The sequence below is a fragment of the Pseudomonas taeanensis MS-3 genome (assembly GCF_000498575.2).
Classification (GTDB): domain Bacteria; phylum Pseudomonadota; class Gammaproteobacteria; order Pseudomonadales; family Pseudomonadaceae; genus Aquipseudomonas; species Aquipseudomonas taeanensis.
In genome coordinates, this window is sequence record NZ_AWSQ01000009.1 from 403,870 (window position 1) to 425,854 (window position 21,985).

The 21,985-nt window shown below is 60.5% G+C and carries 24 protein-coding genes; 13 read left to right on the forward strand and 11 right to left on the reverse strand.

What is annotated here, in order from left to right:
- Positions 1–135 precede the first annotated feature (135 nt).
- The 6 genes from TMS3_RS22125 (at position 136) to TMS3_RS22150 (ending at position 7,796) form a co-directional block, all read left to right on the forward strand.
- Complete coding sequence (locus TMS3_RS22125; protein ID WP_025167482.1) at positions 136–819, forward strand: transglutaminase-like domain-containing protein; 684 nt, start codon at positions 136–138, stop codon at positions 817–819.
- A 309-nt stretch (positions 820–1,128) separates the two neighbouring features.
- Positions 1,129–1,749 (forward strand): glutathione S-transferase family protein, encoded by a 621-nt coding sequence (locus TMS3_RS22130; protein WP_025167483.1) that lies wholly within the window; start codon positions 1,129–1,131, stop codon positions 1,747–1,749.
- A gap of 67 nt (positions 1,750–1,816) precedes the next feature.
- Positions 1,817–2,749, forward strand: coding sequence for an ABC transporter ATP-binding protein (locus tag TMS3_RS22135; RefSeq protein ID WP_025167484.1), 933 nt, complete (start codon positions 1,817–1,819; stop codon positions 2,747–2,749).
- Between the two features lie 11 nt (positions 2,750–2,760).
- Positions 2,761–3,540: an ABC transporter permease gene (locus TMS3_RS22140; RefSeq protein ID WP_025167485.1), complete on the forward strand. Its 780-nt coding sequence runs from the start codon at positions 2,761–2,763 to the stop codon at positions 3,538–3,540.
- 171 nt (positions 3,541–3,711) lie between these two features.
- Positions 3,712–4,731 carry an efflux RND transporter periplasmic adaptor subunit gene (locus tag TMS3_RS22145; protein WP_025167486.1) on the forward strand — a complete coding sequence of 340 codons (1,020 nt, stop codon included), beginning with the start codon at positions 3,712–3,714 and terminating at the stop codon, positions 4,729–4,731.
- A complete protein-coding gene (locus TMS3_RS22150) occupies positions 4,728–7,796 on the forward strand; it encodes an efflux RND transporter permease subunit (protein WP_025167487.1) in 3,069 nt (1,022 codons plus the stop codon). The genes TMS3_RS22145 and TMS3_RS22150 overlap by 4 nt, the downstream gene beginning before the upstream one ends.
- Before the next feature lie 322 nt (positions 7,797–8,118).
- On the opposite strand, the gene TMS3_RS22155 is transcribed toward TMS3_RS22150, so the two are convergent.
- On the reverse strand, positions 8,119–9,126 hold the full coding sequence (locus tag TMS3_RS22155; RefSeq protein ID WP_025167488.1) for an NADP-dependent oxidoreductase: 1,008 nt from the start codon (positions 9,124–9,126) through the stop codon (positions 8,119–8,121).
- Positions 9,127–9,352: 226 nt separating this feature from the next.
- On the opposite strand from TMS3_RS22155, the gene TMS3_RS22160 reads away from it, so the two are divergent.
- Positions 9,353–10,114, forward strand: a complete 762-nt coding sequence (locus TMS3_RS22160; protein ID WP_025167489.1) for an SDR family oxidoreductase — start codon at positions 9,353–9,355, stop codon at positions 10,112–10,114.
- Positions 10,115–10,210: 96 nt separating this feature from the next.
- Here TMS3_RS22160 and TMS3_RS22165 read toward each other — a convergent pair whose 3' ends face one another.
- The 3 genes from TMS3_RS22165 to TMS3_RS22175 form a co-directional block, all read right to left on the reverse strand.
- Positions 10,211–11,401, reverse strand: coding sequence for a benzoate/H(+) symporter BenE family transporter (locus TMS3_RS22165; RefSeq protein WP_025167490.1), 1,191 nt, complete (start codon positions 11,399–11,401; stop codon positions 10,211–10,213).
- On the reverse strand, positions 11,401–12,015 hold the full coding sequence (locus TMS3_RS22170; protein WP_025167491.1) for a LysE family translocator: 615 nt from the start codon (positions 12,013–12,015) through the stop codon (positions 11,401–11,403). Before TMS3_RS22170 ends, TMS3_RS22165 begins: the two co-directional genes overlap by 1 nt.
- Positions 12,016–12,130: 115 nt before the next feature.
- The gene (locus tag TMS3_RS22175; RefSeq protein WP_043301989.1) at positions 12,131–12,586 is read right to left on the reverse strand and encodes a MarR family winged helix-turn-helix transcriptional regulator; all 456 of its coding nucleotides are present in this window, start codon (positions 12,584–12,586) and stop codon (positions 12,131–12,133) included.
- An 82-nt stretch (positions 12,587–12,668) separates the two neighbouring features.
- Here TMS3_RS22175 and TMS3_RS22180 point away from each other — a divergent pair, with 82 nt between their 5' ends.
- From TMS3_RS22180 to TMS3_RS22190, 3 genes are all read left to right on the forward strand, one after another.
- Positions 12,669–13,835 carry an aminotransferase-like domain-containing protein gene (locus TMS3_RS22180; RefSeq protein WP_025167493.1) on the forward strand — a complete coding sequence of 389 codons (1,167 nt, stop codon included), beginning with the start codon at positions 12,669–12,671 and terminating at the stop codon, positions 13,833–13,835.
- An 80-nt stretch (positions 13,836–13,915) separates the two neighbouring features.
- Positions 13,916–14,518 carry a glutathione S-transferase family protein gene (locus TMS3_RS22185; protein ID WP_025167494.1) on the forward strand — a complete coding sequence of 201 codons (603 nt, stop codon included), beginning with the start codon at positions 13,916–13,918 and terminating at the stop codon, positions 14,516–14,518.
- Positions 14,519–14,656: 138 nt separating this feature from the next.
- Positions 14,657–15,001 (forward strand): hypothetical protein, encoded by a 345-nt coding sequence (locus TMS3_RS22190; RefSeq protein ID WP_025167495.1) that lies wholly within the window; start codon positions 14,657–14,659, stop codon positions 14,999–15,001.
- A 277-nt stretch (positions 15,002–15,278) separates the two neighbouring features.
- On the opposite strand, the gene TMS3_RS22195 is transcribed toward TMS3_RS22190, so the two are convergent.
- The 3 genes from TMS3_RS22195 to TMS3_RS25190 all read right to left on the reverse strand — a co-directional run bounded on the left by TMS3_RS22195 (position 15,279) and on the right by TMS3_RS25190 (position 17,769).
- The gene (locus TMS3_RS22195; protein ID WP_025167496.1) at positions 15,279–15,782 is read right to left on the reverse strand and encodes a hypothetical protein; all 504 of its coding nucleotides are present in this window, start codon (positions 15,780–15,782) and stop codon (positions 15,279–15,281) included.
- A gap of 223 nt (positions 15,783–16,005) precedes the next feature.
- Positions 16,006–16,980 carry a DUF3179 domain-containing protein gene (locus TMS3_RS22200; RefSeq protein ID WP_025167497.1) on the reverse strand — a complete coding sequence of 325 codons (975 nt, stop codon included), beginning with the start codon at positions 16,978–16,980 and terminating at the stop codon, positions 16,006–16,008.
- Positions 16,981–17,514: 534 nt separating this feature from the next.
- Positions 17,515–17,769, reverse strand: a complete 255-nt coding sequence (locus TMS3_RS25190) for a hypothetical protein (RefSeq protein ID WP_152985551.1) — start codon at positions 17,767–17,769, stop codon at positions 17,515–17,517.
- A 24-nt stretch (positions 17,770–17,793) separates the two neighbouring features.
- Between TMS3_RS25190 and TMS3_RS22205 the strand changes: the two genes are divergently transcribed.
- Positions 17,794–18,510, forward strand: coding sequence for a transglutaminase-like cysteine peptidase (locus tag TMS3_RS22205; RefSeq protein ID WP_235576674.1), 717 nt, complete (start codon positions 17,794–17,796; stop codon positions 18,508–18,510).
- Positions 18,511–18,608: 98 nt separating this feature from the next.
- Here TMS3_RS22205 and TMS3_RS22210 read toward each other — a convergent pair whose 3' ends face one another.
- Positions 18,609–18,980, reverse strand: a complete 372-nt coding sequence (locus TMS3_RS22210; protein ID WP_025167499.1) for a glutaredoxin domain-containing protein — start codon at positions 18,978–18,980, stop codon at positions 18,609–18,611.
- Between the two features lie 186 nt (positions 18,981–19,166).
- Here TMS3_RS22210 and TMS3_RS22215 point away from each other — a divergent pair, with 186 nt between their 5' ends.
- Together TMS3_RS22215 and TMS3_RS22220 are read left to right on the forward strand one after the other, a co-directional pair.
- Positions 19,167–19,388 carry a DUF3820 family protein gene (locus TMS3_RS22215; protein ID WP_025167500.1) on the forward strand — a complete coding sequence of 74 codons (222 nt, stop codon included), beginning with the start codon at positions 19,167–19,169 and terminating at the stop codon, positions 19,386–19,388.
- Positions 19,389–19,543: 155 nt separating this feature from the next.
- On the forward strand, positions 19,544–20,035 hold the full coding sequence (locus tag TMS3_RS22220) for a bacteriohemerythrin (protein WP_025167501.1): 492 nt from the start codon (positions 19,544–19,546) through the stop codon (positions 20,033–20,035).
- Positions 20,036–20,075: 40 nt separating this feature from the next.
- Here TMS3_RS22220 and folE read toward each other — a convergent pair whose 3' ends face one another.
- The 3 genes from folE to TMS3_RS22235 form a co-directional block, all read right to left on the reverse strand.
- The gene (gene folE, locus TMS3_RS22225; protein ID WP_025167502.1) at positions 20,076–20,624 is read right to left on the reverse strand and encodes a GTP cyclohydrolase I FolE; all 549 of its coding nucleotides are present in this window, start codon (positions 20,622–20,624) and stop codon (positions 20,076–20,078) included.
- Between the two features lie 250 nt (positions 20,625–20,874).
- Positions 20,875–21,432 (reverse strand): Smr/MutS family protein, encoded by a 558-nt coding sequence (locus TMS3_RS22230; protein ID WP_025167503.1) that lies wholly within the window; start codon positions 21,430–21,432, stop codon positions 20,875–20,877.
- A 152-nt stretch (positions 21,433–21,584) separates the two neighbouring features.
- Complete coding sequence (locus tag TMS3_RS22235; RefSeq protein WP_025167504.1) at positions 21,585–21,905, reverse strand: hypothetical protein; 321 nt, start codon at positions 21,903–21,905, stop codon at positions 21,585–21,587.
- Between the last annotated feature and the right edge of the window lie 80 nt (positions 21,906–21,985).

Below are 21,985 nucleotides of genomic sequence, written 5' to 3' on the forward strand. Positions count from 1 at the left end.
CGGCGCAGTGGACGCGGCCGTCGTGAGCGTAGTCGACAATAAGATGGCGACAAGGGCGGTTAACTTGGCCGGATCGGCGTGACATCGGCGTAGTCGTCCTCGCTAGACTGACAGTCTAACCACGGAGCACTGCTGATGCGCGAATACCTCGAACCCGGCCGCTTCATCGATAGTGACCACCCTGCACTGCTTGAGTTCGCCGAGCAAGCACGTGGCACATCCCGCGACCCTCGCGAGCAAGCTGTAAGGCTGTATTACGCGGTGCGCGATGGCATCCGCTACAACCCTTACGTGTTCAGTCGCGACCCGGAAACCCTTAAAGGTAGCCATGCGCTACTGCACGGTGAAAGTTACTGCGTACCCAAGGCCACGCTACTGGCGGCCTGCGCACGACATTGCGGTATTCCCGCACGGATCGGCTTGGCCGATGTGCGCAACCACCTGGCAACACCACGGCTGTTGGAGCTATTGCGTAGCGAGGTATTCGCCATGCACGGCTATACCGAGTTCCATCTGGATGGGCGCTGGGTCAAGGCCACTCCGGCGTTCAATCAGGCCCTGTGCCAAACGTTCAAGGTAGCGCCGCTGGAGTTCGATGGCCATAACGACAGCGTGTTCCATCCGTTCAACCAGCAGGGTGAGCGCTATATGGAGTATCTGGCCGATCATGGCCAGTTTGCCGACCTGCCGGAGCGATTATTCTTCGGCCATCTGCAGCGTTGCTATCCGCATCTGTTCGAAGCGGACTCAGTATTTATAGATGGCGACTTGCAGGCTGAGGCGGCCGCTAGCAGTACACCTGGTCACGCGACTAGGTAGCCCGTCGAACGATCCTGGTTATGCGTAAGTCCGGCTTTCGCCCTGTCAGCGAATCACCTTGCAGGCGCTAAGCTGTAGTTCAGGTCGCTGGCTCATAAAGTCCGCTCCTCGGCTCTGGCTGAGCCGAACCGGCTGTGCTGGCTTCCCGGTCGTTGCGCTAAGGGGAGTGCAGAGCATGCAGCCGGTCGATAGTTAACATCAGTACTCGTGTCTTTCTTCTTGAATTCACAGTGGTAGGGTGCCTAGTTTTGCGGCCTGTGTTGAGCGCTGCACGAATACCAGTACCGATTGAACAAGGAGCAACGACAGATGTTGAAAATTTGGGGGCGGCAGAATTCAAACAACGTGCGCAAGGTACTGTGGTGTGCGGAAGAGGCTGGCGTAGCCTATCAGTCGATCAATGCTGGCGGTGCCTTTGGTCTGGTGAGTGACGCTGAGTACCTTGCGAAGAACCCCAATGGCCTGATCCCGATGATCGAGGACGACGACCTGGTGCTCTGGGAGTCCAACGCCATCGTGCGCTATTTGGCGGCCCGCTATGCGCCAGGCAGTCTCTACCTGGAGTCTGCCGTGCAGCGTGCTCAAAGCGAGCAATGGATGGACTGGGTTTCCTCCTGTCTGATCGATCCTTTCAGCGATGTGTTCGTCGGCACCGTGCGTACAGCTCCCGAGCAGCGCGACCAGCGGTTGATGGGCGAAGCCCTTGAGCGCTGTGTCGAGCTGTTGGCAATCCCTGAGAAGGTGCTGGCCAATCGCCCTTACCTTTCCGGAGAGGCGTTCGCCATGGGCGATATTCCGCTGGGGTGTCTTGCCTACGCCTGGTTCGAAATGCCGATCGTGCGTCCCGAATTGCCGCATCTGGCCGCCTGGTACCAGCGACTTCGGGAAAGGCCGGCATACCGCCGCGGCGTGATGACGCCGCTGACCTGAAACCAGCGATTGCATTTGCCCGAGTCAGACCTTATCTAATCTATTCCTCCCTGCGTGCGTGCCCCTTATGAGTTCAGCTCTGTCTATCCGGCAGTTAACCAAAACTTACGGTAACGGCTTCCAGGCCTTGCATGGCATCGACCTGGATGTCGCCGAAGGCGATTTCTTTGCCTTGCTCGGCCCCAATGGCGCCGGCAAGTCCACCACCATCGGCATCCTCTCGACCCTGGTGAACAAGACCAGTGGCCTGGTCAACGTGTTCGGCCATGACCTGGACCAGCAGCCGTCCGCGCTTAAACGCTGCATCGGCGTGGTGCCGCAGGAGTTCAACTTCAACCAGTTCGAGAAGGTGTTCGACATAGTCGTCACCCAGGCCGGTTATTACGGTATTCCAGCGAAGATCGCCAAGGCGCGAACCCAGCAGTACCTCGAGCAGTTGGGCCTGTGGGACAAACGCGATGTGCCCTCGCGCGAGCTTTCCGGCGGCATGAAACGGCGCCTGATGATCGCCCGCGCCCTGGTGCACCAGCCGCGCTTGTTGATTCTCGATGAGCCGACCGCGGGGGTAGATATCGAACTGCGCCGTTCGATGTGGAGTTTTCTCACCGAACTGAATCAACAGGGCATCACCATCATCCTCACCACCCATTACCTGGAAGAGGCCGAGCAGCTGTGCCGCAACATCGGCATCATCGACCACGGCCGCATCGTCGAGAACACCAGCATGCGTGAGCTGCTGAAGAAGCTGCATGTGGAGACCTTTCTGCTCGACTTGCAAGAGTCTTTGCTGGTTCCGCCGCAACTGGTCGGTTATCCGGCGCAGTTGCTCGATCACCATACGCTGGAGGTGCAGGTGGATAAGACTCAGGGCGTCACCGAACTGTTTCGCCAGTTGGCGCTGCAGCAGATTGAAGTGCTCAGTTTGCGCAATAAAACCAATCGCCTGGAAGAGCTGTTCGTTTCCCTGGTCGAGAAAAACCTGGCCAAGGAGACGGTATGAGTACGACTTATCTGAATAGCGAGTTCGCCGCCAACATGGTGGCGCTGCGCACCATCGTCTACCGGGAGATCCGCCGCTTCACCCGCATCTGGCCGCAGACCCTGCTGCCTCCGGCGATCACCATGGTTCTGTATTTCGTTATTTTCGGCAATTTGATCGGTCGGCAGATCGGCGACATGGGCGGCTTCAGCTATATGGAGTACATCGTGCCCGGGCTGATCATGATGTCGGTGATCACCAACTCGTACGGCAACGTGGTGTCGAGCTTTTTCGGCAGCAAGTTTCAGCGCTCAGTCGAGGAACTGATGGTGTCGCCGGTGTCGCCGCACATCATTCTGCTGGGCTATACCGCTGGCGGTGTGTTGCGCGGGCTGGCGGTGGGCTTGATCGTCACCCTGTTGTCGCTGTTCTTCACCAAACTGCAGGTGCACCACCTGGGCGTGACCGTCCTGGTAGTGCTGATGACTGCGACGATTTTCTCCCTGGGAGGCTTCGTCAATGCGGTGTTCGCGCGCAACTTCGATGATATTTCGATCATCCCGACCTTCGTCCTTACGCCGCTGACCTACCTGGGCGGGGTGTTCTACTCAATCGCTCTGCTGCCGCCATTCTGGCAGACGGTGTCGCTGGCCAACCCGGTGCTGCACATGGTCAATGCCTTTCGCTACGGCATCCTCGGCGTCTCGGATATCGGCATCGGCGTGGCCATCGGCTTCATGTTGGTCGCCATGGCGCTGCTGTATGCGGTGTGCATTCGCTTGCTGGTCAGCGGCAGAGGGATGCGCCAGTAAAGCATGGTCGGCAAGGCCAGTGGCCTGTGTGGTTCGTTCATTTGGGTGAACCCAGTCAATCGTCCAGGTCACTAAGCCAGTAAAACAAAAGGAAACATCTTCGACGTCTGTGTCGTAAGTTGTTGCCAGTTAGACTCGACCTCAATAAAAATGAGGTTGTATAAGCCCATGCTGACTCGTGTGCTTTCTGCATTGCTGGTGTTGCTTGCGGCTTGGCTGCCTTCGGTTCAGGCAGCCCAGGAGCCCTTGGTCGAGGTGGTGACGGCGCAGCGCCAGTTAGTGCGCGATGAGCTGGTGACCTTTGGCTCGTTGCGCTCCGACGAGTCGGTGATGCTTCGGCCCGAGATCGAAGGGCGGCTTGCCGCCCTGCATTTTCGCGAGGGGCAGGCCGTCGCTGCGGGCGACTTGCTGGTCAGCCTGGATGATGCCATCGCCCGCGCCGAACTGGCCCTGGCCCGGGCCAATCTGGACCTGGCGGAAAAGAGCTTCCGCCGCTCCCAGCTGTTGTTCCAGCGCGGTGCCAGCAATGCCCAGGCGCTGGACGAAGTACAGTCCCAGCAGCAGGCAGCGCGAGCCAGCCTGGCCTTGTCTCAGGCGCGGCTGGACAAGACCCAACTCAAGGCGCCCCACGACGGCGTGCTCGGTTTGCGCCAGGTCAGTGTCGGCGATTACCTGGACGCCGGTCAGGACATCGTCAACCTTGAGGTGCTCGATCCGCTCAAGGTCGACTTCCGCGTGGCGCAGAAGGCCGTTGGTCAGGTTCGCCTGCACCAGCCTATCGAGATCCGCCTGGATAGCTATCCCGACGAGGTGTTTCGCGGCGAGATCAGTGCCATCAACCCGCGCCTGGACGAAGCCGGCCGTAGCCAGGCGATCCGCGCCAGGCTGGCCAATCCAGGGCTGCGGCTCAAGCCTGGGCAGTTTGTGCGGGTCAGCGTGATTCTCGCCGAGCGCCCGCAGGCGCTGGTTATTCCGGAGGAAGCTGTGATGCCGCTGGGCGAGCGTTTGCTGGTCAACCTGGTGATCGACGGCAAGGTGGTGCAGCGCGAGATCAAGCTGGGTCGGCGTCTGCGCGGACGCGTCGAAGTGCGTGAGGGGCTGAGCGGCGACGAGACCCTGATCAGTGCCGGCTGGCAGAAGGTCAGGCCGGGCATGGCGGTGCGTACCCGGAGTGCCGAGGAGGGTGTGTGACCCTCTCGGATGTCTGTATCCGCCGCCCGGTATTTGCCAGTGTGCTGTCTCTGGTGCTGGTGCTGCTCGGCCTGATGGCCTATCAGCGCCTGACCGTGCGTGAGTACCCGAACATCGACGTGCCAATCGTCACGGTCAACGTCGGCTATCCGGGCGCCAGCCCGGAGATCATGGAGTCGCAGGTCGCGCAACCGGTCGAAGATGTGCTCTCGGGCATCGAGGGGCTGGACTTCGTCAGCTCCATCAGCCGTTCGGAAAGCACCCAGGTCACCGCGCAGTTCCGTCTCGGTAGCGACGCCGACGAGGCGGCCAATGACGTGCGCGACCGTCTCGGGCGAGTGCGCGGGCTGCTACCGGACGAGATCGACGAGCCCATCGTGCAGAAAGTCGAGGCCGATGCCCAGCCGGTGGTCTTCCTGGCGTTCTTCAGCGAGCGTCACTCGGCGATGGAGATTACCGATCTGCTCGAACGGCTGGTCAAGGACCGCCTGCAGGTCATCCCCGGGGTTTCCGAGGTACAGATTCGCGGCGGGCGCAGCCCGGCCATGCGCATCTGGCTGGACCCGGAACAACTCGCCGCCCATGGCCTTACGGTGCAGGACGTCGAGGATGCCCTGCGCCGACAGAACGTCGAGATTCCGGCCGGGCGCATCGAATCCTCGCAGCGTGAGTTCAGCCTGCTCTCGGAAACCGATCTGCGCAGTGCGGAGGAGTTCGAGCAGTTGATTCTCGACGACTCGCAGGGTTACCTGCTGCGCCTCGCCGACGTCGGCCATGCCGAAGTTGCGCCCGCCAGCACCCGCAGCGTGGTGCGTTACAACGGCCGTCCGGCAGTGGTCATCGGCATGGTCAAGCAGGCCACCGCCAATCCGCTGGATATTTCCGATGGCCTCAATGCGGCGCTTGCGGATGTTCGCGCGCTGCTTCCCGAGGGCATGCAGGTGGCAGTCGCGCACGACAACTCGCTGTTCATCCGCGAGTCGATCGACAACGTCTACGCCACCATCTGGGAGGCTGTGGCGCTGGTCATTCTGATCATCTTCCTGTTCCTGCGCTCGCTGCGCGCCACCCTGATTCCCCTGATGACCATCCCGGTCTCGCTGATCGGTGCGTTCGCCCTGATGGCGCTGATGGGTTTTTCCATCAACACCCTGACCTTGCTGGCCATGGTGCTGGCCATTGGCCTGGTAGTGGATGATGCGATCGTCATGCTGGAGAACATCCACCGGCATATCGAGGCCGGCATGACACCACTACAGGCGGCGTTCACCGGCAGCCGTGAAATCGCCTTCGCGGTGATCGCCATGACCCTGACCCTGGTCGCGGTCTACGCACCGATCGGCTTCATGCCCGGCGCCACTGGCAAACTGTTCACCGAGTTCGCCTGGACCCTGGCCGGCGCGGTGCTGGTGTCTGGTTTCGTTGCCCTGAGTCTGTCACCGATGATGTGCGCGCTGCTGCTCAAGGCGCACCAGCCGAACGCCCGGCATAACCGTGCCTATAACCTGATCGAGGACTTTCTGCACAACCTGACCCAACACTATCAGGGCGTGCTGGCCTGGGTGCTGCAGCGCTGGTGGCTGATTGTCACGCTGTTGCTGGCCGTGCTGCTGGCCTGTGTCTGGTTGTTCGGCGGGCTCAAGTCGGAACTGGCGCCGACTGAAGACACCGGCACCATCATCGGCGTGTTCAATGCCCCCGATGGCGCCACCATCGACTACACCAGCCGCTATGCCCGACAGGTCGAGGCAGTCTATGACACGGTAGACGAGACCAATCGCTATGTGGTGGTGACCGGGTTTCCCACGGTGACCCAGGGCATCTCCTTCATGAAGCTGGAGGACTGGGCCCTGCGTCAGCGCAGTCAGTTCGAGATCCGCCAGGAGCTGTTACCCAAGCTGCAGGATATCCCCGGCATTCGCGCCTTCCCGGTCAACCGCCCGCCGCTGGGGCAGAGCGCGCGAAATCAGCCGGTCAACCTGGTGATCCGTTCTTCCCTGGAGTATGTCGAGCTGGAACAGCTGGTCGAGCAACTACTGGATCGGGTGCGCGACTACCCCGGGCTGGAAAGTCTGGACAGCGACCTCAAGTTGAATACCCCGCAGCTCAAAGTGGCGGTCAATCGCGAACAGGTGGTGGCGGTGGGCAGCGACGTGGCAACCATCGGTCGCAGTCTGGAGAGTCTGTTCGGCAGCCGCCAGGTAACCCGTTTCAAGCGTCATGGCGAGCAGTACGACGTGCTGGTGCAGCTGGCCGATGTCGACCGCAGCAACCCGGCGGATCTCGATCGCGTCTATGTGCGGGGCCGCGATGGCGGCATGGTGCAGCTGTCCAACCTGATCGAGGTGCGCGAGACGGTGGCGCCGCGCGAACTCAACCACTTCAATCAACTGCGCGCGGTGACCCTGAGTGCCAACGTCGGCGCCGGTTACACCCTCGGAGAGGCACTCGACCACCTGCAGGCCGCGGCCCGCGAGCTGTTCCCGGCTGATACCCAGTTCGACTACACCGGTACTTCGCGCGAATTCAAGGAGTCCAGCAGCGGCTTAGCGCTGATCTTCGTCCTGGCGCTGGCCTTCATCTTTCTGGTGCTGGCGGCACAGTTCGAGAGTTTCATCGACCCCATGATCATTCTGCTCAGCGTGCCCTTGTCGATGGCCGGAGCCTTGCTTGCCCTGACGTTGTTCGGCGGCACCCTGAACATCTATTCGCAGGTCGGTCTGGTGACGCTGATCGGCCTGATCACCAAGCACGGCATTCTCATCGTCGAGTTCGCCAATCAGATGCAACGTCGCGGTGTGGAGTTGCACCAGGCGGTATTGCAGGCCTCGGTGCAGCGGCTACGGCCGATCCTGATGACCACCGGCGCCATGGTGCTCGGCTCGTTGCCCTTGGCGATAGCCAGCGGCGCCGGTGCCGAGAGTCGTCAGCAGATCGGCCTGGTGATAGTCGGCGGGTTGCTGGTCGGCACTTTCTTTACCCTGTTGGTGATTCCGACCTTGTATCTGCTGCTACGGCGCTGGCGGCCTATCCAGCGGGAGGCGCTGCAGACCAGTGCTGCGTAGGCTGGCGTAGAGCGCAGCGAAACCCAGCTACAGCTTTGTGGCCCGGATGTAAGCAGGAGATTAGCGCAAGTACTGCTCTCGCTCCCGGATTGCATCCGGGCTACGTACTGGCGGCCGGTCAAGAGTGAGTCGCCGCAGATCAGTGCTGCGTAGGCTGGCGTAGAGCGCAGCGAAACCCAGCTACAGCTTCGTGACTAATGCCATTGTGCTGGGTTAGGCGGTGGCCTGGAGCGCCGTCGCGGCCAAATTGCGGCATGTGCCGCTCACCCAACTTACTCGCTGACCTCGCCTACGCTGGGGGGGCGTAGGCGAGGCCGGTCGTTTAGCTGACTTTCAGCACCAGCTTGCCGAAGTTCTCCCCGCTGAACAGCTTGAGCAGGGTTTCCGGGAAGGTCTGCAGACCCTCGACTATGTCCTCCTTGGACTTCAGCTGGCCGCTGGCCAGCCAGCCGCCCATTTCCTGCGCCGCCTCGGCGAAGCGCGGGGCATAGGTCATCACCACCATGCCTTCCATGCGCGCGCTGTTGACCAGCAGTTGCAGGTAGTTGGCCGGGCCCTTGATCGCTTCCTTATTGTTGTACTGGCTGATGGCGCCGCAGATCACCACCCGTGCCTTGAACTTGATGCGGGTCAGCACGGCATCGAGGATGTCGCCGCCGACGTTGTCAAAATACACATCCACACCTTTCGGGCACTCGCGCTTGAGGCCAGCGTGAAGGTCTTCGTTCTTGTAATCGATAGCGCCGTCGAAACCCAACTCCTCGACCAGGAACTTGCACTTGTCGGCGCCCCCGGCAATGCCGACCACACGGCAGCCCTTGAGCTTGGCGATTTGTCCGGCAACGCTACCGACCGCCCCGGCGGCGCCGGAGATCACTACTGTTTCACCGGCCTTGGGCGCGCCGACATCGAGCAGGGCGAAGTAGGCGGTCATCCCGGTCATGCCCAGAGCCGACAGGTACAGCGGCAGCGGGGCGCGCTTGGCGTCGACCTTGTAGAAGCCCTTGGGCTCGCCGAGAAAGTAGTCCTGCACGCCGAGGGCGCCGTTGACGTGGTCGCCGACGGCGAAATCCGGGTGCTGCGAGGCGATTACCTCGCCAACGCCGAGGGCGCGCATCACTTCGCCGAGGCCGACCGGCGGGATGTAGGACTTGGCGTCGTTCATCCAGCCGCGCATGGCGGGGTCGAGCGACAGGTAGGCGTTCTTCACCAGGATCTGTCCCGGGCCGGGTTCGCCGACCTGGGTTTCGACATAACTGAAGGTCTCGCGGCTGGGCAGGCCGACAGGCCGTTGGGCGAGCAGAAATTGACGGTTGAGTGTGGCAGTCATGGTCGGTACTCACTGAGCGGAAACCAAGGTGATAGCCCTTCGCCGTGCGCTGGGCAAGCTAAGCCACTCAGCCGAATAGAGGTCAATCCATCAGGGTGATGAGGGTGTGGGGTGCTTAATCATTATTTTCCATGAGGGAAAAACTGTTCTTCGAATAGTGCTGCCGCGCCGGGCGTTGCTCTGACTAGACTCTGCGCAGACTTTCAATCCTTGCGAGGATACGCAGATGAGTTTGAGCTTTTCCGGCCAGGTTGCCCTGGTCACCGGCGGCGCTGCTGGCATCGGCCGCGCGACCGCCCTGGCATTCGCCAATGAAGGCCTCAAGGTAGTGGTTTCCGATGTTGACGCGGCGGGCGGTGAAGGCACTGTCGAGCTGATCCGTGGCACCGGTGGCGACGCGACTTTCGTGCCTTGCGACGTTACCCAGGATGCGCAAGTCAAGGCCCTGATGGAGGCGATTCTGGCCGCCTACGGACGTCTGGACTATGCCTTCAACAATGCCGGTATCGAGATCGAGCAGGGCAAGCTGGCGGACGGCAACGAAACCGAGTTCGACGCCATCATGGGGGTCAACGTCAAAGGCGTGTGGCTGTGCATGAAGCACCAGATTCCGCTGCTGCTGGCTCAGGGCGGCGGTGCCATCGTCAACACCGCCTCGGTCGCCGGTCTCGGCGCGGCGCCGAAGATGAGCATCTACGCGGCGTCCAAACATGCGGTGATTGGCCTGACCAAGTCGGCGGCGGTCGAATACGCGAAGAAGAAAATCCGCGTCAACGCGGTGTGCCCGGCGGTGATCGACACCGCCATGTTCCGCCGTGCCTATGAGGCCGATCCGAAGAAGGGCGAGTTCGCTGCCGCCATGCACCCGGTCGGGCGCATCGGCAAAGTTGAGGAGATCGCCACCGCGGTGCTGTACCTGTGCTGTGACAACGCGGCGTTCACCACCGGCCATGCGCTGGCCGTCGACGGTGGCGCCACGGCGATCTGATCGCTCAGGCTGGAAAACTGAAAGGCGCTCAAGGGCGCCTTACTTGTGGGCGATGAGGGCGCAGCGGGTAGGATGGGTTGTGTGAAGCGATACCCATCAATCCTTGCCCCAGTTAAGAATGGCCAGGGTCAGCAGGCCGGCCACTATGCCCCAGAAGGCCGAGCCGACCGAGAACAGGGTCATGCCGGAGGCCGTTACCAGGAAGGTGATCAACGCGGCGTCGCGCTCCTTGGCTACGCTCATGGCCTGGGTCAGGCCGCCGATGATCGAAGCGAACAGGGCCAGGGCGGCAATCGACAGGATCAGCGCCTTGGGCAGGGCGGTGAACAGCGCGGCGAGGGTGGCGCCAAAGATCCCGGCGATGCCATAAAACACGCCACACCAGACCGCCGCTGTGTAGCGCTTGGCAGGGTCTTCATGGGCTTCCGGGCCGGCGCAGATCGCAGCGCTGATGGCGGCCATGTGGATGCCGTGAGACCCGAAGGGCGCCAGCAGGATCGAGGTCAGGCCGGTGATGTTCAGCAGCGGCGAAGCGGGCACGTCATAACCGTTGGCGCGCAGCACCGCCATGCCGGGCAGGTTCTGCGAGGCCATGGCCACGATGAACAGCGGAATGCCGATGCTGATCGCCGCGGCCAGCGAGAAGCTCGGGGTGGTCCATTCGGGCGTGGCCAGTCGCAACTCGAAATCCGAGAAGTCCAGCAAGCCGAATACCCCGGCCAGCAACGTGCCCACCAGCAGCGCGGCGAGTACGGCATAGCGCGGCAGCAGACGCTTGCCGAGCAGATAGGCGAGTAGCATGGCGACCACCAGTGTGGGTTGCTGCTCGGCCGCTCCGCAGATTTCCAGACCGATCTTGAACAGCACCCCGGCCAGCAAGGCCGCGGCGATGGAGCCGGGAATCCGCCGCATGATGCGATCGAAGCTGCCGGTCAGGCCACACAGCACGATCAGCCCTGAGGCGAGGATGTAGGCGCCAATCGCCTCACCGTAAGGCACTCCCGGCAGGCTGCTGATCAACAGCGCGGCACCGGGGGTCGACCAGGCGATCATCACCGGCGCGCGGTAACGCAGCGACAGGCCGATGCAGCAGATCGCCATGCCGATCGACAGTGCCCAGATCCATGACGAAATCTGCCCGCTGCTCAGTCCTGCCGCCTGACCTGCCTGGAAGATCAGCACCAGCGAGCTGGTATAGCCGGTGAGCATGGCGATGAAGCCGGCGACCACAGCAGAGGTCGAGGTGTCGGCCAGCGGGCGCAAGCGCGCCTGGGTTGCTTCTGGCATCACAGGGCTCCTTTGACGTCAGCCATGATCGGGTACAGCGAGGCGACCAGCAACAAAGCCATGCCGATATTGAAACCGCGCAGCACCTGCGGCTTGTCCAGCCAGTTGCGCAACAGGCTGCCGGCCAGTGTCCAGACACTCATGGTCGGGCAGTTGACCAGGGCGAACAGGGCGGCGATGCACAGCACGTTGATCACGAAGTCGTCCTGTGGGGTGTAGGTGGTAATGGCGCCGATGGCCATGATCCAGGCCTTGGGGTTGACCCACTGGAAGGCCGCGGCCTGGAGGAAGCTGAAGGGTTTACCACGTTTGCCCTCTCGGCTATCGGGTGCACCCGCCTGGGCAATCTTCCAGGCCAGATACAACAAATAGGCGGCGCCTACGTAGCGCAGCAGGTTATAGAGCAGCGGCACCTGCTCGAACAGCTGGCCGAGACCCAAGCCGACCGACAGCACCAGCAACATAAGGCCCAGGCTGATGCCGAGCATGTGCGGCAGGGTGCGACGCAGGCCGAAGTTGGCCCCGGAAGCGAGCAGCATCATATTGTTCGGTCCCGGGGTGACCGAGGTGACAAAGGCGAAGACGATAAAGGCAATCAGCAGTTCAGCAGTCATGGTGTGGGTACTCGGTGGCAATGCCAGCAGCCTAAGGGCAGGCACCGAGTGCGTCGCGGTACAGCGAGGGCGGTAATGGGCGATACAGTCGCGGCCGAGCGCGTTGTCGGCCGATTCAGCTGTCGCCCAGGCCCGTTTGACGGCTGTTGCCTAACGCTTGGTTGACCTGCAGCCAGCCGTTGACGGCCGCTTCCCCCGCGTCGGCAAAGGCGCGTTGCAGCAGCTTGGCCTGCTCGCGGCGCAAGGCCAGCTCGAGCTTGGCGCCTTCAGGCGTAAAGCCGAGCAGGCGCTTACGCTTGTCGTCTTCGGCGGTCCCGCTGGTGACCAGGTGCATTTCCAGCAATTGGCGTAACGGAATGTTTAGTGCCTGCTTGCTCACCCCCAGGTAGCCAAGCAACTCTTTCATGCTCAGCCCCGGATAACGGGCGATGAAGAACAGGATGCGGTGATGCACCCGCGACAGGCCGCGACGGGCGAGCATTTCGTCAGCCTTGGCGGTGAACGCCTGGTAGCCGAAGAAGAAGGCTTCCATGGCGGATTGCTGGATGGTTGGGTTTTTAAGGTCAAGCATATTGACGTATCTGCCTGGCTCGTCGTAGTTTCAGTCAAGCAGTTTGACCTATTTTCCCTTGCCTATGCTACCGGTGACCTCCATGGCCTTCTCTGAACGCGTTGCCCGCCTGAAAAGCTCCCTGATCCGTGAAATTCTCGCCGCGGCGCAGCGTCCGGAAGTCATGTCGTTCGCCGGCGGCCTGCCTGCCGAACCGATGTTGCCCAAAGTCGAGTGGGCGGACATGCCAGCGAGCATGGGCCAGTACGGCATGAGCGAGGGTGAGCCAGCGTTGCGTGAGGCGATTGCCGCCGAGGCGCGCGCCTTGGGCGTGCCTTGCGAGGCCAGCCAGGTGCTGATCGTCAGTGGCTCGCAGCAGACCCTGGACCTGGCCAGCAAGCTGTTTATCGATCCGGGCACCGAAGTGTTGCTCGAAGCGCCCACTTATCTGGCCGCGCTGCAAGCCTTCCAGTTGTTCGGTGCCGATTGCATCAGCGTGCCCCAGGAGGCTGACGGCCCGCAGATTGAGGCACTGCGCCAGCGCCTGGAAACGCACAAACCGGCCTTCGCCTACCTGATTCCAACCTTCCAGAACCCCTCGGCGGTACGCTACAGCGAAGCCAAGCGCGACGCCGTAGCGGCTTTGCTGGATGAGTTCGGCGTGACGCTGATCGAGGACGAGCCCTACCGCGATCTGGTGTTCGATGCGGGCAGCGCCACGCCTATCGTCAGTCGTTTGCAAAAGGCCAGCTGGATCTACACAGGCACCGTTTCCAAGACCCTGTTGCCGGGCCTGCGCGTCGGCTACCTGATAGCCACCCCGGATCTGTTCCCCTATTTGCTGCGTCTCAAGCAGTCGGCGGATTTGCACACCAACCGTATTGGCCAGTGGCAGGCTCTGCAGTGGCTGGGCAGCGAGCACTACCGTCAGCATCTGGCCGAGCTGCGGGATTTCTACCGAATGCGCCGCGACGCGATGCAGGTGGCGCTGCAAGAGCACTTCTGTGATCTGGCTGAGTGGGACGTTCCCCAGGGCGGTCTGTTCTTCTGGCTGACGCTCAAGCAACCGCTGGATACGCGCACCTTGCTCGCGCCTGCTCTGGCGCAGAACGTCGCATTCATGCCCGGCGAACCCTTCTTCATCGACCCGGATCAACATCCAGGGCACTTGCGTCTGAATTTCAGCCATGTGGCACCGGAGCGCCTGAGCGAAGGTCTGCAGCGCCTGGCCGGTGTTATCAGAGAGGCACAGTCCAGCGCGGCGGCCTGAGGGAAGTTGAGAGCGTCCAGACAGACATAAGACATGCGCGCGGCTTGTATCCGCGCCTCAGCATCTAAGGGGGAGTGACTATGTTGAAGGTTTACGGTGATAGTCGTTCGGGCAACTGCTACAAGGTCAAGTTGCTGTTGAGTCTGCTCGGCATCGCCTACGAGTGGGTGCCGATGGACGTGCTCAAGGGTGAGACACAGAGCGAAGCGTTCCTGGCGAAGAACCCCAACGGCAAGATCCCAGTACTGGAGTTGGAGGACGGCACCTGCCTGTGGGAGTCCAACGCGATTCTAAATTTCCTCGCCGATGGCAGTGTTTTTTTGCCGAGCGAGCCGCGCCTGCGCACTCAGGTGCTGCAGTGGCAGTTCTTCGAACAGTACAGTCACGAACCCTATATCGCCGTGGCGAGATTTATCCAGCTGTACCAGGGGATGCCGGAGGCGCGTATGGAGGAATACCGGATCTGCCATGTGCGCGGGCACAAGGCACTGAAGGTCATGGAGCAGCAACTGCAACGCACCGCTTATCTGGTCGGTGACCAGTACTCCATTGCCGATATCGCTCTGTACGCCTATACCCATGTCGCTGATGAGGGCGGTTTCGAGCTCAGCGACTATCCGGCGATTCGCGCCTGGATGGATCGAGTGGCCAGCCAGCCACGGCATGTCGGGATGCACGACTGATCACTGGGGGGGATCAGGGCGTACAGGCAGTGGAATGCTGGTTCAGCTACCGCTTATCCGACGGCTTCATGTTGATGTAACAAAGTTCTCAGCGTCCTGTCCAATCTACGGGGTCAGGGGGATTGAGAGGATGACACCATGAAATCGGCACACGCTACGACGGCTCTTAGCGGCCTGTTGTTGGTACTCACGGCCGCCGTTGCTGGGCAAGCAGTCAGCGCGCCGTTCCCATCGGCTGCACAGGAGTCAGCATTCATGCTGGCGGAGGGTGGTAGTAGTTACTTGCTGGACCACCGCATGGAGCGTGAAGACCGCCATCAGAACCGTGGGGACGAAAGCCAGGGGTTCGCCCGGATGCTCGAGCGCAAACCCACTGCGGCGGGACCGCAGTCCCAGTTCGAGGGTGATCGGTCGACAATGCAGTCCGAACAGCAGTACAAGTCTCCGATTCACCGGGACCGGTCTGAGTACGGTTTGCATTGATTTCTGCAGTTTGCCGCTCCGGGTGCTCAGCGTATGAATGTGTGCCCGGAGGAAGACAAAGTGAGAGTGAGACGAAGCCGGTCCTGCACAAGGCATAGGGTTTACTTCACTCCGGCGGGTCATTCGATCCTGTCCGACGGCGCTGCAGTGCACTTCCTCGTTCTGCGCCCGCAGAACGAAAACTACATCTTCATATTTATCGGCATACGCTAACTGCACTCTGGCAGTTGGCGTTCGCTATTGCTGGACTAAGCGCTACACAGCTTCGCAGCACCGCTCATAGCCAGTGCATTATGGCTGGCGCGCCCCGCCTGCGTTGCCAGCAGCGACTGGCAACCAGCAAGGTAGCCGAGAGCGGCACGAGCCAGGCGAATAAGCCGATGAAGGCCCCCATCCCAGGAATGCCTAGCATCAGTAGCAGGCTCGGCGCGCAGCAGGCGCCACCAGCGAGCAGGGCGGGCCACACCCCTGCACTCCAGGCAGCGCTCTCGGACAGGCGACATGCTGCCCGCTCCCGGAGAGCCAGTGCGCCGTGAAGGTTCAGGGCCAGCAGTGATCCCAGTAGCGCAGCTATGAGCATATTGGCTGGGCTGAGCAGAATCAGCAGATAGCCCAGTTCGAGCAGTGCCAAGGCTTCGAAATGCCAGCTCGAGCGTTGGGCGAAGAGCCGTTGCCATTGCCACTCCAGGCTTTGCCAGCGCCACTGTGCAGGCCCCAGGTCGATGTCACCGATGACGTAGAGGTAGAACAGGGCGTAGAGAACCGCGATCGATCCGATCAACGGCCCTCTAGCAGGCCGTTGAAAAATGTAGCGAGCGAAGGCTAGGCAAGGCGAAATCAGCCGATAAAGCGCAGTGTACGAGTTGTACATGAGCATTTCGAGACGCCGCGTCCCAGGCTGATTGACTCGCTTCGCTCGCCCTGCGGGCCAGCCTTCGGCTGTTGCTCCGCTTCGCTGCGTTGCAACGCCGCATAGCTGAGCGCAGTAGTTTTTCAATAGCCTGCTAAGGTTGGGCTTGCTGGCCATTTAGCAACACCGTTTGCGGGTAGAAGGCATACCAGGCGAACCACATCGCCTCGAATGCGTTAACTGGCTCAAGCCCTTCGAGGCCAGGAGCCTGGGGTCCCTCCTGGGTAAAGCGCAGATCATCTGGATCTAGGTTCACCGGCTGCTTGGCGCGCAAGACCCAGGCGCTGTCCAGGCCGGGGTCTTGTATGACGATAAAATAGTCATCGACATGTCGGTAATGGATCACCCTGTGTTGGCGTAAATAATCACGGTCCACGGCGACGGCGATGTGTTCGCTACGAAAACCCAGAATCGTCTGCTTGGCGGCATAGCGGCTGTCCTGATGCATGACTGGGAACATGACTCCGGGCTCGGCGTAATAGCCCTGCAACGGGGTGTAGCGCCCATAGGGGTCACGGTTGTAGTTGCGCATGGCGCCAGTCTCGCGAGTCAGCACCTGGGTCTGCGGGTAACGCTGTTTCCATTGGGCCCAGGTGGTCCAGATCACCGGGACTTCGGCGAGCATTTGCCCTTGGGCGCGACCCTTGATGGCGACCCCGGTGATTTGTGACCAGAGGCTGTCACTGGCTCGGTCGTACATCACCACGTTGCTGTTGAGCAGCTGTCCGGAAACCCCGAACTCGCTCGTGCCGCGTTTGAAAGCCAGTGCTGTGGCGGTTAGCGGGCAATAAGTGATGCTCAGCGGGTCATCACCCACCTGATCGTTGACGATCTCATGCCAGACCAGAATGCGCTGGGGATAAGCGCGTGCCTGGCCCTGATGGTAGACGCCGAAGACGATGTCATGCGGCTGCAGGAACTGATCGGCCGACTCTGCATCACTGAAACGGGGCCGGTCTATCGAGGGAATGCCGTCCTTGCCTGGGCCGCCCGGGCGGATGAATTTCGCATAGGCCTCGGGGCTGGTGGACAACAGGTGGGTGTCACCAACCGGTATGTCGGCTACCAAGGTGGGAGCTGCGCCGAGTAAACAGGTAGCTATGCTTAAGGTAGATAGCAGTCGCTTGAGCCGTGGTGAACGGATTCTGTTTGTCAGCCTGTCTGGCTTGACCATAGGAACCTCCGGCGCAGTGTGTCAGTGACCGATCATTTGGGTCCTGGCAATGTGGCGGATGAGTGCCCACTGCACGCCGCGCTTTACCGTGCCGAGGGCGACATGAGCAAGGGTACAAACATCAGCGCATGACCCCTACGCGCTCTGTTTTTTGGATGGGCTAGCGATGCCTTTGTTACAGGCTGTCCTCTCCATGAGGGCGCGGGAATGACGATGAGTCGCATCATCTCCAGCCGTTAATCCGACTGGAGGTGATGCGAGGACGGGTAACCGTTGGTCGAAAAAATTGGCGAATACTGCGTCCTTGACAAGCTATTCGCCTGAGGGCCTTAACAACGCTACATTTCAGGTGTTTATGGTTCTAAAGCACCTGTCCTGACAGCCCTCTCAAGCATGACTGAGAGGGCTGTCAGGCATATCGGACATGGCTCAAAGCCCTTTGTCGGGAGGGAGTAGTGGATGACGCAGGCCGTGGAACGCTTGATCGACGGTTTGTAATGACGTTAGCTTGAGCTGACAGTCACCCACGCTGTTCCGTTGGGCCGAGTCGCGTAGCTGGCGCCGGCCTGCCGTGATGAATCCGTATCGAGAATCGCAGGCCCGTGCCAGCGAACTGTTTGCAGTGTGGGTCTTGCTGCGCATCAGCAGCGCAATGGAATGATCAGCCAGGTTGAACGCGGTCATGGCCGCACTCGAGGAAATCTATACGTGTTACTCCGTCGAGCCGTTAAGTCCAAATATTCCAGCGCTTTGTGGCGCATGGTCGCAGTGACGACTATCAGCGGCAGCTTGCTTTGTGGCATGCCCAAAGTTGAGGCCAAGGCTAACTGGAGCTTTGAACTCATCCTGCGCAAGGCGGAAAAGCGCTATGGGCGATTTACGCCTGCGAAGAAGCGTCTGGTGTCTTGGAATGAGCTGATCGAAAGAGGGCGATTTCTTCCAGAAGTAGAAAAGCTGAAAGTGGTGAACCAGTTTTTCAACAGCCAGATACGCTTCAGTGAGGACATCGCTATCTGGAGTCAGAACGACTATTGGGCGACACCCATAGAAACCTTGGTCAAGGGGGCCGGCGACTGCGAAGATTTCTCGTTGGCCAAGTATTTCACCCTGCGTCAGATGGGAGTGCCAGAGGAAAAACTGCGGATCACCTACGCCAAAGTATTGAAGCCGGATCTGGCGCACATGGTCTTGAGTTACTACTCAACCGCGACTGCCGAGCCCCTGTTGATGGATAACCTGGTCGATGACATTCTTCCTGCCACAGAGCGCAAGGACTTGTTGCTGCTCTACGCGTTCGATGCCAAGGGGCTATATTCAGTCCAGTCGGAAGGCCTTAAGCGTGTCGGCTCTGTCGCGCGCCTGCCTTGCTGGCAGATGCTGCAGGCGAAAATGCGCGAAGAAGGCTTCATCATTGGGCAAGGCTAAGGCGCAAGCTGGCGGCCCGTGGTTCCGACTTGCTCCTCCCTCCCTGAGCCAATGACTATTGACCGGCGCGAATATGGCGCGCCGGTCAAGCGTGCCAGTTATTGCGGCAGAAAGCGCTCGTGCAAGTAGGCGCTGATGGCTTTGGACTCATACAACCAAGTGCTCTGGCCGTCTTCCTCAATGCGCAGGCACGGCACTTGGATCTTGCCACCTTGCTCGAGTAGCGCCTGCCGGTCCTGTTCGTTGTTCTTCGCGTCACGCAGGGCTACCGGCACGTTCAACTTATGCAGGGTCCGGCGGGTTTTCACGCAGAACGGGCAGGCATGAAACTGAAACAGCGATAGCCCCGCAGCGGCTTGCTCGACCGCAGCCTGAGCTTCGGGTGTGCGCTTCATCTTGCGCGGACGGGTGATGAAGTCAATGAAGACGATCAGTTGGCCTAGGCCGATTCTGAGTGCTTTGATAATCATCGCGAAGGGTGCCTCGGTTGGAAAATTCTGGGCGCGCAGCTTACCCGAGTTTGCTGGCGCTGGCCTGGACTAAGGCTGAACGGTAGTTGTAAGCCCGCCAAACCGGCCCGGCTTTAGGCATAATTCACGGGTCTGTTTTACGTCGATCTGTCACTGCGGATGGATCATCAACTGCCTGAGTACAGAATGCGCCCCGAAGACCTACAGCTGCTGGTGACACGCGAAATGCCTTTCGGCAAATACAAAGGGCGTTTGATCGCCGATTTACCTGGGCGCTATCTCAACTGGTTTGCGCGCGAGGGCTTCCCTTCCGGGGAGATCGGTCGCTTGCTGGCATTGATGCAGGAGATTGACCACAACGGCTTATCGCCTTTGTTGGAGCCGTTGCGAGCTTCGCCGTCGCGATAAGCAGGGGCGGCCGGGTGATTGCTGGAGCCTGATAGGTTTCTGATAGCTTACTAAACAACTGCTGATTGATCTGCGTCAGCCCCAGTTCTAGGTGTCCTGGGTAGCCTGGGTGGAACACTCACATGGGTTGAGTGGCAGGCTAAGGACAAAACTAGATGGCTTATCTGGCATGGCAAGAGGATCTCAATACCGGCATTCAGGTGATTGACGATCAACACAAACGCATTGTCGACATGATCAATCAGCTGCACCAAGCCCAAGCCCAAGCGTCGCAGCGTAGCCGCAGTGAAGTAGGCGACGTATTGAACGAGCTGGTGGATTACACCCTGTCGCATTTCGCCTTCGAGGAGTCCCTGCTGGAGGAAGCGGGTTACGCCTTCAGTCGCCCGCATAAGCGTGTCCATGAAGTCTTCATTGGTAGGGTCAGCGATTACAGAGTGCGTTACCGGGCCGGCGAAGATATTACCCAGGAACTCATCGGCCTGCTTTCGCGCTGGTTGTTTAACCATATTCGCAGTGACGACGCCGGCTACGTGCAAGCGGTCAAGGACAACATGCATGCTTTGGCCAGTGACAAGCAGGCCGGTGGCTGGCTCTCGCGCTCGATCAAGCGCTTCTTTGTCGACCAACCTTTACGCACCGCATAAAAAAAACCGGCATTGAGCCGGTTTTTTCATCCAGATCCGATCAGTTGTTGATCAGGCTGAGGAACTCGCTGCGTGTTGCGGCATTTTCGCGGAACTCACCGAGCATCACCGAAGTGACCATCGAGGAGTTCTGCTTCTCCACGCCGCGCATCATCATGCACATATGCTGGGCTTCGATGACTACGGCCACGCCCAGGGCACCGGTGACCTCTTGCACGGCTTCGGCGATCTGGCGGCTGAGGTTTTCCTGGATCTGCAAGCGGCGAGCGTACATGTCGACGATCCGCGCCACCTTGGACAGGCCTAGCACCTTGCCGTTGGGAATATAGGCGACATGAGCCTTACCGATGAACGGCAGCAGGTGATGCTCGCATAGCGAGTACAGCTCGATGTGTTTGACCAGCACCATTTCGCTGTTATCGGAGCTGAACAGCGCGCCGTTGGTAACGTCTTCCAGGGTCTGCTGATAGCCGCGGCAAAGATACTGCATGGCTTTCGCAGCACGCTTGGGCGTATCGAGCAGGCCTTCGCGGGAGGCGTCCTCGCCTATTTGGCCGAGAATCGCGGTGTAATTCTGTTCCAGGGACATGGATCTACCTGTGAGGACTATCGGAATGCACAGGAGCGCAGGGTAGGGCGCAGTTGCCAGCCTGGCAAGAGGACCGTACGCCTGTTGTCGCGAATTTTCTGCGCATGTCGCTGGGTTGATAGTCCAGCCTTTTGCCCGACCCGCCAGCGGCAGGTACTGGTCGAACAGTGCGATTGCCTAGCAAGACAGTTGTTTACTTCGGGCGGGCCACTGGAGCAACAAGGTGCGTGCACTGTGTTTGCCCGCCTGATTATTCGTCGCGCCCGTCCATCATGGTGCGCTTGAGCAGCACATAAATTGCGCCGGTACCGCCGTGCTTGGCCAGGCATGAGGTAAAACCGAGAACCATGGGGTGCTGGCGCAGCCAGGTGTTGACGTGGCTCTTGATCATGGGTTTTCGGCCATCCATGCGCACGGCTTTGCCGTGGGTGATGCGTGCGCAACGAACTTCGAGTTTGTTGGCTTCGGCCAGGAATTCCCACAGTGTGTCACGGGCCTTTTCCACACTCATACCGTGCAGGTCGAGACTGCCTTCGAAGGCGATCTGGCCGAGTTTGAGCTTACGCATCTGGCCTTCTTGCACGCCGTTGGCGGCCCAGTGCAGAACATCCTCGGGTCCAACGTCAATCACGTACTGGTCAGAGAGGCCATCGACCTTGGTCGATTCCACGCGCAGCGAAGCAGCCTGGCGCAGGGTGGCCAGCTGTTTGCGGTCGCTTTTCGGTTTGCCGGTGTCTGCGCGGTCGTGCTTGATCGGCTTGACGCCGCGCAGCTCAGCTTTGAATAGGGATAAATCGTCGTCTTGCATCTGGGCCTCCGCGAAGGCCGCTAGTGTAACCAAGGTGATGGGTTTCGTGCTGCTTTGACTAGGACCATTACCTGCGTCCTGCGTCTAATTGGGGGTAATTTCTCGCGGCAACGCGGCTCGCAATGAAACGGCAACAGACCCTCGGGGAGGCTTCAATCGCGTTTTTTCATCAGGTGCGGTGCCATGTTCAGATCGTTGGCGCGGCGCAGGCGACGACGGCACGTACGCCATAGCGCAATTCCGCCCCACAGCAGCAGCAGGCCCAGCAGCAACAACACGCCGGCTGCGCCGGGCGAATCATTCAGCGCGCCGAGTGCTGGTGGTCGGCCGAGCAAGGTGGCACTACCCGCCATCGCCAGCAATACGCCGAAGGTGGCGAACAGCGCACCTAGCATGGCAAGCAAGCGTGGGCGCCAGTTGCTCGACTCGCGTGGGCGTAAGCGGCGGGCATCGAAACCATCGGATAACTTCATTCCGATTTCCTCAGAGAATATCGGCGGTAAGACCGATATGCGACGCTGTGGTTCAACACATTGCCGCGCATGGCTGCAGG